The sequence below is a fragment of the Escherichia sp. HH26CH genome (assembly GCF_009820205.1).
GTDB lineage: Bacteria > Pseudomonadota > Gammaproteobacteria > Enterobacterales > Enterobacteriaceae > Escherichia > Escherichia coli_F.
In genome coordinates this window covers 29938-42679 of sequence record NZ_VNXM01000053.1, presented here as the reverse complement: position 1 = coordinate 42679, position 12742 = coordinate 29938, and the positions used below count along the sequence as shown (strand labels likewise).

The window sequence follows — 12742 nt, the reverse complement described above, 5'->3', positions numbered from 1 at the left end:
AGGCGTTTACGCCGCATCCGGCATCTGCACCATATTCAGTGACACAAAACGGTTGTTTTAACTTTTCTGCTCGACGGAAATCATGGTAACAAAAGGATAGCGTTGCCACGGGATTGCCCCGCCTTTCACATACATATGTGAAATCGTGCCATCAAGATAAAGCAGTTGCTCAACGTTCAGTTTCGTTTTGGCATAACAGGCAAAATCATAAAAATTTGTCACCTGCTGGCTCAACAAAAACACGGCGTTCCCTTGTTTATTAATCCCAACACCGTTACGAATTTTGCGTGAGGCGACGTTGGGATGAATACGCGGATTAATGACGCCGTTTTCCATCAACATTGGCCCTGACTGCACCGCGAACTGAATCTCTTTACTGGTTTTAAAGGCATCCAGACGAACGATGCCGACTTTATCTCCCGCGACATAAAACACACCGCCAGGACGGATAAAGAAATTCCCTTCACCTGAAGCGAGATTTAACGCCACCTTCTGCTGACCGTTTTCGATGTACAAACCGAGCGGCGCATAGCTTTCATCATATATGCTGCCGTTCATCGCCATTTGCACCTGACCCTGACTATTAATATCCGTCAGCAGCGCATGTAACGTTTCCCACGCTTCGCCATTGGCTTTTTGCCAGTACATTTTCACCCGCTCTGTTTGAGGATTAACGGTATACGCCTGTATGGTCAGTGTCGGATCTGATAGTGCGCAATCATCAGCGGCAACAGCAAACAAGGGAAGTAAGGTGAGGGCGAGAAAAATCCGTTTGAGATTCAAGGTGATCATTCCTTTACCAATGAGTAGCCGATGCGCCATTATAGGTCCTGGATGTGGGATTTTTTTATCCTGTTAGCGACCTTGACGAGTACCAAAAAGCGCGAAGTTCAACTATTGTTCTGTGGTGTTCTGTTGCGTGTTGACGGCAAAATTTTGCTGGCGTAACATGCGCGCACGATCACTCTAAGAGGACATTCGCCTTGGACACACCCAGTAGATACTGGCTCATTATCCTGTCATCCAGGATCAACTCCTAAGGCTATCCCTTTTTGCTGATAGCCTTAGCGGTTGTCAGCGACCTCAATTTTTCCCGTCGCGCTGAGTCAGGCTGTTTAATGGTCTGAAACCCAATTTGTTTCTGTGTGCCCACCGAACTGTCCGATATTTTAAGCATTGGGAGTCCCGGTCATGCTGAGCGCATTTCAACTGGAAAATAACCGACTGACCCGGCTGGAAGTCGAAGAGTCACAACCCCTTGTAAATGCAGTATGGATTGATCTTGTCGAACCGGACGACGACGAGCGACTGCGCGTACAATCTGAACTTGGCCAGAGCCTGGCAACCCGCCCGGAACTGGAAGACATCGAAGCATCGGCACGTTTCTTTGAAGACGATGACGGCCTGCATATTCACTCCTTCTTCTTCTTTGAAGATGCGGAAGATCACGCCGGTAACTCCACTGTGGCATTTACCATCCGTGATGGTCGTCTGTTTACTCTGCGTGAGCGTGAACTGCCCGCTTTTCGTCTGTATCGTATGCGTGCCCGTAGCCAGTCAATGGTGGACGGTAACGCCTACGAGCTGCTGCTGGATCTGTTCGAAACCAAAATCGAACAGTTGGCAGATGAAATTGAAAATATCTACAGCGACCTGGAGCAGTTGAGCCGGGTAATTATGGAAGGGCATCAGGGCGATGAGTACGACGAAGCACTCTCCACACTGGCGGAGCTGGAAGATATCGGCTGGAAAGTTCGCCTGTGTCTTATGGATACCCAGCGTGCGCTCAATTTCCTGGTGCGTAAAGCGCGTTTACCGGGTGGACAACTGGAACAGGCGCGTGAAATCCTGCGAGATATCGAATCCCTGCTGCCGCATAACGAATCCCTGTTCCAGAAGGTGAACTTCCTGATGCAGGCGGCGATGGGCTTTATCAATATCGAGCAGAACCGCATCATCAAAATCTTCTCGGTGGTATCCGTGGTGTTCCTGCCACCGACGCTGGTCGCTTCCAGCTACGGGATGAACTTTGAGTTTATGCCGGAACTGAAGTGGAGCTTCGGCTACCCAGGCGCGATTATCTTTATGATCCTCGCGGGCCTGGCACCGTATCTGTACTTTAAACGGAAGAACTGGTTGTAAAAAACGAGAGCGGTGGTTTAGCCCGGCTAAGCCACCAGTTATTCAAAGGCTCCAGGTATTTAACCCTTTTACCTCTTTCTCATAAAACCATTTGTTCGTGTTAACAGCAACATAGGCTGCTACGGCAATTCCCAAAATGTTAACGCCAATTAGTGCACCAACAAATAGAGATAGAATGCAAAGTAATAGAACTATAATTGCTTTTTTCCATAAACCCAGAACAAATAGATAGATCCAGGAACAGAAGAAAGCAATGAAATTAATTTGAATAGTTAATCGTTGTCTTACTTTTAATGCTTTAAATGCTGCTTTATATTCTGGTGTTGCCCCCCAGAATCCAGGAAAGCCATGTTGATCATAAAAACTAAAGCGATATTTCCATTTTTCACTTAATGAACCATCGTTCATATATTCCTTACTCATAAATACTCCATAACTATTGTTTTGATGAATCAGTAGGTGCAAGCATTAGCATACTGAAAGTGGAAAAATAACAAATCAAAAAAATCATCGAACCATTGCCTGAACAATCAAAATGTTCGGCTATCATTGTGATGATAGAGATGATATATACTGCTAATGTACCAAAAACATAAGTTTTTATATATATGAAACCACTATCACGGAGTCGTTGGCAATTCATGTTGATGACGAGATAATGGAGTGCGATGGTAGAGACAATAACAAGAAAACCTGCGTCCCCATCGTTAAAAAAGATAATAAGAAAGGCAAAAATGAAATTTATTAAAATAAATGAAAATATATAACGACGTCTGGAAATCTTACCGTTAGATGTTGGGATAAATATACGCAACATAAATTTTACATCCTTGTGTGAGTCTCCTGTCAGCATGACAATATGCCCACTCTCATGCAAGAGCAGGCATATTTTTTCAGAATATATTTATTTTTTATTTGGACGTTCTACGCTGCGTATAAATCGCATCCATCACAAAAATTGCTAGCGCCACCCAAATAAAGGCGAAGGTCACCATCTTATCGGCACCCGGTTTTTCACCATAAAACGTCACAGCCAGCAGGAACATCAGCGTCGGGCCAATATACTGGAAAAAGCCTAACGTTGAGAGACGCAGGCGTGTCGCAGCCGCAGTAAAACACAACAGTGGAACGGTGGTGACAATACCGGCGGCGATCAGCAGTAAATTCAGCGACATCGGATTTTGCCCCATATGGCTGGTTGAGCTGTCGGCAATAGCAAACAGATAAATCGCCGCGACGGGCAGCAGCCACATAGTTTCGATTAACATGCCGGTTTGCGCTTCAACGGCAATTTTCTTGCGTACCAGGCCGTAGAAGGCAAAACTAAACGCCAGCCCCAGCGCGATGATTGGCAGTGAACCAAAAGTCCAGAGCTGGACCAACACACCACATATCGCCAGAATCACCGCCAGCCATTGCATCCGGCGGAATCGCTCGCCGAGGAAAATCATTCCCAGCACTATATTCACCAGTGGGTTAATAAAATAACCGAGGCTCGCTTCCAGCATATGGTGATTGTTCACCGCCCAGATAAACAGTAGCCAGTTGCCACCAATCAGCACGGCAGAGACGGCCAGCATAAAAATTTTCTGTGGCGTCTGAATTAGCGTTTTTAAATAAGACCACTGGCGGCAGATGCTCATCAGCACCACCATAAAGAAAAACGACCAGATCACGCGATGCGTCAGGATCTCATCGGCGGGCACGTAGTAAATCAGCTTGAAGTACGCTGGCGCAATACCCCAAATAAAATAAGCGGCAAGAGCGAGTAATACGCCCTGCCGCGTTTGTTTGGTGTCCATTGGCAAAACTCATTTTTTATTGGTAAAAGCAGTTTACCTGCTTTTACGTTATCAACCTACCATATAGGTGGCGGTGGCACTGGCTATATAAAGCTGTTCTTCATTGTGTAATTCAACGCGGGCGACGGCGACTTTATTGCCCGCACGCAACAGACTACTGGTAGCAGTAAAACGCTCACCCCTGCCTGGGCGCAGATAATCGACGCGAAGATCAATGGTCCCCATCCGCGATAGCCGCTGGCGTAGTTCATCTTCACTGATGGTTTCGTGGCGGGTTAAGGTACTTCCCACGCACACCAGACCTGCGGCGACATCCAGCGCCGACGCAATGACCCCGCCGTGCAAAATGCTTTGCGCCCAGTTACCCACCATCATTGGCTGATTTTTAAAGGCCAGCTGTGCGAACTCTTTTTCGTAACGCTCCAGTTCCATCCCTAACGCACGGTTAAATGGCATGTGATAAACAAACATCTCACCCACTAATTTCAGGGCTTGTTCAGCGGTCAGTACGGCAGACATATCATCCTTACACTTCATTGGTTAATGAAATGTTGATTTTATGCTTCTTTTTTGTTGGTTTCTACTTTAGGAAGGGATAACTAACGGCAAAGGAGTTAAGTATGTAAAATAGCCCGCAGAAAAATATTCATCTAATCAATAATTCGTTACGGAGAACACGACCGATGCGGACTCTGCAGGGCTGGTTGTTGCCGGTGTTTATGTTGCCAATGGCAGTGTATGCGCAAGAGGCAACGGTAAAAGAGGTGCATGACGCGCCTGCGGTGCGTGGCAGTATTATTGCGAATATGCTGCAGGAGCATGACAATCCTTTCACGCTCTATCCTTATGACACCAACTACCTCATCTACACCCAAACCAGCGATCTGAACAAAGAAGCGATCGCCAGTTATGACTGGGCGGAAAACGCGCGTAAGGATGAAGTGAAATTCCAGTTGAGCCTGGCATTTCCGCTGTGGCGCGGAATATTGGGGCCAAATTCGGTGTTGGGAGCTTCTTACACGCAAAAATCCTGGTGGCAACTGTCCAATAGCGAAGAGTCTTCACCGTTTCGTGAAACCAACTACGAACCGCAATTGTTCCTTGGTTTTGCCACAGATTACCGCTTTGCTGGCTGGACGCTGCGCGATGTGGAGATGGGTTATAACCACGACTCTAACGGGCGTTCAGACCCGACTTCCCGCAGCTGGAACCGCCTTTATACCCGTCTGATGGCAGAAAACGGTAACTGGCTGGTAGAGGTGAAGCCGTGGTATGTGGTGGGGAATACTGACGATAACCCAGATATCACCAAATATATGGGTTACTACCAGCTTAAAATCGGCTATCACCTGGGTGATGCGGTGCTGAGTGCGAAAGGACAGTACAACTGGAACACCGGTTACGGTGGTGCGGAGTTAGGCTTAAGTTACCCGATCACCAGGCATGTGCGCCTTTATACCCAGGTTTACAGCGGTTATGGCGAATCGCTCATCGACTATAACTTTAACCAGACCCGTGTGGGTGTGGGGGTTATGCTGAACGACTTGTTCTAATGTGAGTTGATTGAAAGGCAAAACTGGAATCCAGCATCCAGGATTACCCTCTCAGAGACTAAAAGCATTGCAGTTTCTCGCGCAGGCGCTGAAAATAGCGCCTGTTTTTATTTCAGGCAATCGGGGTTAATGTGGCGCAGGCGGAAGTGTTGAATCTGGAGTCCGGGGCTAAACAGGTTTTACAAGAAACCTTTGGCTACCAACAGTTTCGCCCCGGCCAGGAAGAGATTATCGACACCGTACTTTCCGGTCGCGATTGCCTGGTCGTCATGCCCACTGGTGGCGGAAAATCCCTTTGCTATCAAATTCCTGCCTTACTGCTAAACGGTCTTACCGTGGTTGTTTCACCACTGATTTCGTTGATGAAAGATCAGGTGGATCAGCTACAGGCCAACGGCGTGGCGGCGGCGTGCCTTAACTCGACGCAAACCCGCGAGCAGCAGCTTGAAGTAATGACAGGCTGCCGCACCGGGCAAATCCGCCTGCTGTATATCGCGCCGGAACGCCTGATGCTGGATAACTTCCTTGAGCATCTGGCGCACTGGAATCCAGTGTTATTAGCCGTTGATGAAGCGCACTGTATCTCCCAATGGGGGCACGATTTCCGCCCGGAATACGCCGCGCTCGGTCAGCTGCGTCAGCGTTTTCCTACTCTGCCGTTTATGGCGCTAACCGCCACCGCCGACGACACCACGCGGCAGGATATCGTGCGCCTGCTGGGGCTGAACGATCCGCTGATTCAAATCAGCAGTTTTGATCGCCCGAACATTCGCTACATGCTGATGGAGAAATTCAAACCGCTCGATCAGTTGATGCGCTACGTGCAGGAACAACGCGGTAAGTCGGGGATTATTTACTGTAATAGTCGTGCGAAAGTAGAAGACACCGCCGCGCGTCTGCAAAGCAAGGGTATCAGCGCAGCGGCTTATCACGCCGGGCTTGAAAACGATGTCCGTGCGGACGTGCAGGAAAAATTCCAGCGCGATGACCTGCAAATTGTGGTGGCGACGGTAGCGTTCGGCATGGGCATCAACAAGCCTAACGTCCGCTTCGTGGTTCACTTTGATATTCCACGCAATATCGAATCCTATTATCAGGAAACCGGTCGCGCCGGGCGTGATGGCCTGCCCGCGGAAGCGATGCTGTTTTACGATCCGGCCGATATGGCGTGGCTGCGCCGTTGCCTGGAAGAAAAACCGCAGGGGCAATTGCAGGATATCGAACGCCATAAACTCAATGCGATGGGCGCGTTTGCTGAGGCGCAAACCTGTCGTCGTCTGGTGCTGCTGAATTACTTTGGTGAAGGGCGGCAGGAGCCGTGCGGGAACTGCGATATCTGTCTCGATCCGCCAAAACAGTACGATGGTTCAACCGATGCGCAGATTGCGCTTTCCACCATTGGTCGTGTGAATCAGCGTTTTGGTATGGGCTATGTAGTGGAAGTGATTCGCGGTGCGAATAACCAGCGAATCCGCGACTATGGTCATGACAAACTGAAAGTCTACGGCATGGGCCGCGATAAAAGTCATGAGCACTGGGTGAGCGTAATCCGCCAGTTGATTCATCTCGGTCTGGTGACGCAAAACATCGCCCAGCATTCGGCATTACAACTGACAGAAGCCGCACGCCCGGTGTTGCGCGGCGAATCCTCTTTACAACTTGCCGTGCCGCGTATTGTGGCGCTCAAACCGAAAGCAATGCAGAAATCTTTCGGTGGCAATTACGATCGCAAACTGTTCGCCAAATTACGCAAACTGCGTAAATCGATTGCCGATGAAAGCAATGTCCCGCCGTACGTGGTGTTTAACGATGCGACCTTGATTGAGATGGCGGAACAGATGCCAATCACCGCCAGCGAAATGCTCAGCGTTAACGGCGTTGGGATGCGCAAACTGGAGCGCTTTGGCAAACCGTTTATGGCACTTATCCGTGCGCATGTCGATGGCGACGACGAAGAGTAGTCAGCGGCATAAAAAAGTGCCAGGATGAAGACTCCGTAAACGTTTTCCCCGCGAGTCAATTGTATGTTGATGTTATTCCTCACCGTTGCCATGGTGCACATTGTGGCGCTTATGAGCCCCGGTCCCGATTTCTTCTTTGTTTCTCAGACCGCTGTCAGTCGTTCGCGTAAAGAGGCGATGATGGGCGTGCTGGGCATTACCTGCGGCGTAATGGTCTGGGCAGGGATCGCGTTGCTTGGCCTGCATTTGATTATCGAAAAAATGGCCTGGCTGCATACGCTGATTATGGTGGGCGGTGGCCTGTATCTCTGCTGGATGGGTTATCAGATGCTGCGTAGCGCACTGAAAAAAGAGGTCGTTTCTGCGCCTGCGCCACAGGTAGAACTGGCAAAAAGCGGGCGCAGTTTCCTGAAAGGCTTACTGACCAATCTCGCCAATCCGAAAGCGATTATCTACTTTGGTTCGGTATTCTCGCTGTTTGTTGGTGAGAACGTCGGCACCACTGAGCGCTGGGGCATTTTCGCGTTGATTATTGTCGAAACGCTGGCGTGGTTTACGGTGGTTGCCAGCCTGTTTGCTCTACCGCAAATGCGCCGTGGTTATCAACGTCTGGCGAAGTGGATTGATGGTTTTGCCGGGGCGTTATTTGCCGGATTTGGCATTCATTTGATTATTTCTCGTTGATGCCAAACGCTTCATCAGAGTAAGTCGGATAAGGCGTTTACGCCGCATCCGACATTATTTTTCACGCATGCCTCGCCGATGCCAACAACGCTCCTACCAGCATAAACAGCGAGCCAAAAATCTTATTCAATGCCTTCATCTGTTTTGGCCCTTTTATCCATAATGCGATCCGTTGGGCGAGGGTGGCGTAACCGATCATCACAATAATATCGACCACAATAGTGGTGACGCCGAGCACGATATACTGCATCAGTTGTGGCTGTTGCGGCATGATGAATTGCGGAAATAACGCCGCCAGAAACACAATACTTTTGGGATTGGTGAGATTCACAAAAACTGCGCGCTGGAACAAATGTCGGCGCGATTGAGTAGAGGCCAGCGATTTAAGATCAATTGCGCCAGCAGCACGCCACTGCTGGATACCCAGCCAAATCAAATAAGCAGCTCCTGCCCACTTCAACACTTCAAACGCAATCACTGAGCGGGAGAATAGCGTACCCAACCCCACACCAACCAGCACAATATGAATCGCCAGTCCGGTCTGAAGCCCAGCAATAGACGCCATCGCACCACGATAACCGTGGTTGAGCGAGGTGGTCATGGTGTTGATTGCACCAGAGCCTGGCGACAGGCTTAAAATGATTGATGTTAGCAGGTAGGCAAACCACCATTCTAAGGTCATGATGAACTCCCGGTGTGTCTATTTTTGTGCCACAATACGCTACTGTCGCAGCGTTGTGTCAGACACGCTTAAAAAAACGATTTTACGTGGTTTAAGAGGCAGATTACCCGATGTTTCAGCAGCAAAAAGACTGGGAAACAAGAGAAAACGCGTTTGCTGCTTTTACCATGGGACCGCTGACTGATTTCTGGCGTCAGCGTGATGAAGCAGAGTTTACTGGTGTAGATGACATTCCGGTGCGCTTTGTCCGTTTTCGCGCACAGCACCATGACCGGGTGATAGTCATCTGCCCGGGGCGTATTGAGAGCTACGTAAAATATGCGGAACTGGCCTACGACCTGTTCCATTTGGGGTTTGATGTCTTAATCATCGACCATCGCGGGCAGGGACGTTCCGGTCGCCTGTTAGCCGATCCGCATCTTGGGCATGTTAATCGCTTTAATGATTATGTTGATGATCTGGCGGCATTCTGGCAACAGGAGGTCCAGCCCGGTCCGTGGCGTAAGCGCTATATACTGGCACATTCGATGGGCGGTGCGATCTCCACGTTATTTCTGCAACGCCATCCAGGTGTATGTGACGCCATTGCGCTAACTGCGCCAATGTTTGGGATCGTGATTCGTATGCCGTCATTTATGGCGCGGCAGATCCTTAACTGGGCCGAAGCGCATCCACGTTTCCGTGATGGCTATGCAATAGGCACCGGGCGCTGGCGCGCGTTGCCGTTTGCTATCAACGTACTGACCCACAGCAGACAGCGATATCGACGTAACTTACGCTTCTATGCTGATGACCCAACGATTCGCGTCGGTGGGCCGACCTACCATTGGGTACGCGAAAGTATTCTGGCTGGCGAACAGGTGTTAGCCGGTGCGGGTGATGACGCCACGCCAACGCTTCTCTTGCAGGCTGAAGAGGAACGCGTGGTGGATAACCGCATGCACGACCGTTTTTGTGAACTCCGCACCGCTGCGGGCCATCCTGTCGAAGGGGGACGACCGCTGGTAATTAAAGGTGCGTACCATGAGATCCTTTTTGAAAAGGACGCAATGCGCTCAGTCGCGCTCCACGCCATTGTTGATTTTTTCAACAGGCATAACTCACCCAGCGGAAACCGCTCTACAGAGGTTTAAATTTCTTATGTACCAGGTTGTTGCGTCTGATTTAGATGGCACGTTACTTTCTCCCGACCATACGTTATCCCCTTACGCCAAAGAAACTCTGAAGCTCCTCACCGCGCGCGGCATTAACTTTGTGTTTGCGACCGGTCGCCACCACGTTGATGTAGGGCAAATTCGCGATAATCTGGAGATTAAGTCTTACATGATTACCTCCAATGGCGCGCGCGTTCACGATCTTGATGGCAATCTGATTTTTGCTCATAACCTGGATCGCGACATTGCCAGCGACCTGTTTGGCGTGGTCAACGACAACCCGGACATCATTACTAACGTTTATCGCGACGACGAATGGTTTATGAATCGCCACCGCCCGGAAGAGATGCGCTTTTTTAAAGAGGCGGTGTTCAAATATGCGCTGTATGAGCCAGGATTACTGGAGCCGGAAGGCGTCAGCAAAGTGTTCTTCACCTGTGATTCTCATGAACAACTGCTGCCGCTGGAGCAGGCAATCAACGCTCGTTGGGGCGATCGCGTCAACGTCAGTTTCTCTACCCTAACTTGTCTGGAAGTGATGGCGGGCGGCGTTTCAAAAGGCCATGCCCTGGAAGCGGTGGCGAAGAAACTGGGCTACAGTCTGAAAGATTGTATTGCCTTTGGTGACGGGATGAACGACGCCGAAATGCTGTCGATGGCAGGTAAAGGCTGCATTATGGGCAGTGCGCACCAGCGTCTGAAAGATCTGCATCCGGAGCTGGAAGTGATTGGTACTAACGCCGACGACGCAGTGCCGCATTATCTGCGTAAACTCTATTTATCGTAATCGTTCTTTATTTGGTCAGTTGTCAACCTGATACTTCGCTACAATGGATACTCGTTAATCAAAGAGTTTTCCATTGTGGCGCTACTTATCATCACCACGATTCTGTGGGCCTTCTCCTTTAGCTTTTATGGCGAGTACCTTGCGGGGCACGTCGATAGCTATTTTGCAGTGCTGGTGCGCGTTGGCCTGGCGGCACTCGTGTTTCTGCCGTTTCTGCGTACCCGTGGCAATAGCCTGAAAACGGTCGGTCTGTATATGCTGGTGGGCGCGATGCAGCTTGGCGTGATGTATATGCTGAGTTTTCGCGCCTATCTCTACCTGACGGTCTCCGAACTGTTGCTGTTCACCGTACTGACTCCGCTCTACATCACGCTGATTTATGACATCATGAGTAAGCGCCGTCTGCGCTGGGGTTATGCTTTTAGCGCCTTGTTGGCGGTGATTGGTGCCGGGATTATTCGCTATGATCAGGTCACCGACCACTTCTGGACTGGCCTGCTGCTGGTGCAACTCTCCAATATCACTTTTGCCATCGGCATGGTGGGTTACAAACGCCTGATGGAAACTCGTCCGATGCCACAGCATAACGCCTTTGCGTGGTTCTATCTTGGCGCGTTTCTGGTGGCGGTGATTGCATGGTTCTTGCTGGGAAATGCGCAGAAAATGCCGCAAACCACGCTGCAATGGGGCATTCTGGTGTTTCTTGGCGTGGTGGCTTCCGGTATTGGCTACTTTATGTGGAACTACGGCGCGACGCAGGTGGACGCCGGAACGCTGGGCATTATGAATAATATGCACGTTCCGGCAGGGCTGCTGGTTAACCTGGCTATCTGGCACCAACAGCCGCACTGGCCAACGTTTATTACAGGCGCGCTGGTGATCCTGGCATCACTGTGGGTGCATCGTAAGTGGGTCGCTCCGCGCTCTTCACAAACGGCAGATGATCGCAGGCGTGATTGCGCGCTGAGCGAATAAACGCTTCTGTAATCGGCTGACGCTGCTCGCCATCGCGCACGGCGGCGTACAGTCGGCTCCACAATCCTTCGCCCAGGGTTTTGGTTACGACCAGACCCTGGCGCTCAAAACTCTCCACCACCCAGTGCGGCAGGGCGGCAATACCCATCCGCGCGGCAACCATCTGAATCAACAACAAGGTGTTATCGACGCTTTTCAGCGACGGGCTAACGCCTGCTGGCTGAAGAAAATGCCGCCAGACATCCAGTCGGCTACGCTGCACCGGATAAATCAACAGCGTTTCGCTGGCGAGGTCTTCCGGCGTGATTCGCGTTTTCGCCGCCAGTGGATGGTCAGGCGCTAACACCAGACGCACTTCATAATCGAACATCGGCGAATAATGCAGGCCACTGCGCGGCAGAATATCGGAGGTCATCACCAGATCCAGCTCGCCCTGCTGCAATGCAGGCTGCGGGTCAAACGTTACGCCTGATTTAAAATCCATCTCCACCTGCGGCCAGTTCTTATGGAAATTTTCTAACGCGGGCGTCAGCCACTGAATACAGCTATGGCATTCAATAGCAATGCGCAGGCGCGTCTGCTGCGGTTCATTGCAGGCTTGCAGTGCCTGGCTGATTTGCGGCAGCACCTGATTCGCCAGTTGCAACAGGATTTCTCCCTGCGGTGTAAACCGAAGCGGCTGGCTTTTACGCACAAATAGCCGGAAGCCAAGGCGCTGTTCCAGATCGCTAAACTGGTGAGACAGGGCGGATTGCGTTTGATGCAACGTCGCCGCAGCGGCTGCGAGTGAGCCGCAGTTCCGCAACGCTTGTAGCGTTTTCAGGTGTTTTACTTCGATCATGAAAGTCCTTCACTTCGGCATGAATAATTTGCGCTTGAGGAATATACAGTAACCGCCAATTATGGATGTGTAAACATCTGGACGGCTAAAATCCTTCGTCTTTTAAATTTATGGTGCGTTGGCTGCGTTTCTTCACCCCGGTCACTTACTTCAGTAAGCTC

The 12742-nt window shown here is 50.4% G+C and carries 15 protein-coding genes; 8 read left to right on the top strand and 7 right to left on the bottom strand.

Annotated elements, in window-relative coordinates:
* Positions 1-57 precede the first annotated feature (57 nt).
* Entirely contained in the window at positions 58-822 is a 765-nt protein-coding gene (locus FQ015_RS17215) for a phosphodiester glycosidase family protein (RefSeq protein WP_000951158.1), read from the bottom strand.
* Between the two features lie 161 nt (positions 823-983).
* Here FQ015_RS17215 and ysgD point away from each other — a divergent pair, with 161 nt between their 5' ends.
* Both ysgD and corA read left to right on the top strand, forming a co-directional pair.
* Positions 984-1040, top strand: a complete 57-nt coding sequence (gene ysgD / locus FQ015_RS24285; protein WP_212723238.1) for a YsgD/CorL family protein — start codon at positions 984-986, stop codon at positions 1038-1040.
* A 151-nt stretch (positions 1041-1191) separates the two neighbouring features.
* On the top strand, positions 1192-2142 hold the full coding sequence (gene corA / locus FQ015_RS17210) for a magnesium/cobalt transporter CorA (RefSeq protein WP_000947159.1): 951 nt from the start codon (positions 1192-1194) through the stop codon (positions 2140-2142).
* 42 nt (positions 2143-2184) lie between these two features.
* Here the strand turns inward: corA and FQ015_RS17205 are convergent, their stop codons facing one another.
* The 4 genes from FQ015_RS17205 to yigI all read right to left on the bottom strand — a co-directional run bounded on the left by FQ015_RS17205 (position 2185) and on the right by yigI (position 4463).
* Positions 2185-2565 (bottom strand): DUF2628 domain-containing protein, encoded by a 381-nt coding sequence (locus tag FQ015_RS17205; protein WP_000032590.1) that lies wholly within the window; start codon positions 2563-2565, stop codon positions 2185-2187.
* A 13-nt stretch (positions 2566-2578) separates the two neighbouring features.
* Positions 2579-2959, bottom strand: a complete 381-nt coding sequence (yigG, locus tag FQ015_RS17200) for a protein YigG (protein WP_021521448.1) — start codon at positions 2957-2959, stop codon at positions 2579-2581.
* A 94-nt stretch (positions 2960-3053) separates the two neighbouring features.
* Entirely contained in the window at positions 3054-3944 is an 891-nt protein-coding gene (rarD, locus tag FQ015_RS17195) for an EamA family transporter RarD (RefSeq protein WP_004025853.1), read from the bottom strand.
* Positions 3945-3995: 51 nt separating this feature from the next.
* The gene (gene yigI, locus FQ015_RS17190) at positions 3996-4463 is read right to left on the bottom strand and encodes an acyl-CoA thioesterase YigI (protein WP_001277142.1); all 468 of its coding nucleotides are present in this window, start codon (positions 4461-4463) and stop codon (positions 3996-3998) included.
* A gap of 164 nt (positions 4464-4627) precedes the next feature.
* On the opposite strand from yigI, the gene pldA reads away from it, so the two are divergent.
* The 3 genes from pldA to rhtC all read left to right on the top strand — a co-directional run bounded on the left by pldA (position 4628) and on the right by rhtC (position 8142).
* Entirely contained in the window at positions 4628-5497 is an 870-nt protein-coding gene (pldA, locus tag FQ015_RS17185) for a phospholipase A (RefSeq protein ID WP_001259701.1), read from the top strand.
* Between the two features lie 131 nt (positions 5498-5628).
* The gene (gene recQ / locus FQ015_RS17180; protein WP_000035580.1) at positions 5629-7458 is read left to right on the top strand and encodes an ATP-dependent DNA helicase RecQ; all 1830 of its coding nucleotides are present in this window, start codon (positions 5629-5631) and stop codon (positions 7456-7458) included.
* A gap of 63 nt (positions 7459-7521) precedes the next feature.
* Entirely contained in the window at positions 7522-8142 is a 621-nt protein-coding gene (gene rhtC / locus FQ015_RS17175) for a threonine export protein RhtC (protein ID WP_160524310.1), read from the top strand.
* 61 nt (positions 8143-8203) lie between these two features.
* Here the strand turns inward: rhtC and rhtB are convergent, their stop codons facing one another.
* Complete coding sequence (gene rhtB, locus FQ015_RS17170) at positions 8204-8824, bottom strand: homoserine/homoserine lactone efflux protein (protein ID WP_000171696.1); 621 nt, start codon at positions 8822-8824, stop codon at positions 8204-8206.
* A gap of 110 nt (positions 8825-8934) precedes the next feature.
* Here rhtB and pldB point away from each other — a divergent pair, with 110 nt between their 5' ends.
* From pldB to bioP, 3 genes are all read left to right on the top strand, one after another.
* A complete protein-coding gene (gene pldB, locus FQ015_RS17165; RefSeq protein WP_000487644.1) occupies positions 8935-9957 on the top strand; it encodes a lysophospholipase L2 in 1023 nt (340 codons plus the stop codon).
* Between the two features lie 7 nt (positions 9958-9964).
* Positions 9965-10765: a sugar/pyridoxal phosphate phosphatase YigL gene (yigL, locus tag FQ015_RS17160; protein ID WP_000285352.1), complete on the top strand. Its 801-nt coding sequence runs from the start codon at positions 9965-9967 to the stop codon at positions 10763-10765.
* 75 nt (positions 10766-10840) lie between these two features.
* Positions 10841-11740 (top strand): biotin transporter, encoded by a 900-nt coding sequence (gene bioP, locus FQ015_RS17155; protein WP_001196238.1) that lies wholly within the window; start codon positions 10841-10843, stop codon positions 11738-11740.
* On the opposite strand, the gene metR is transcribed toward bioP, so the two are convergent.
* On the bottom strand, positions 11628-12581 hold the full coding sequence (gene metR / locus FQ015_RS17150; RefSeq protein ID WP_160524309.1) for an HTH-type transcriptional regulator MetR: 954 nt from the start codon (positions 12579-12581) through the stop codon (positions 11628-11630). The two genes, bioP and metR, sit on opposite strands and share 113 nt — an antisense overlap.
* Between the last annotated feature and the right edge of the window lie 161 nt (positions 12582-12742).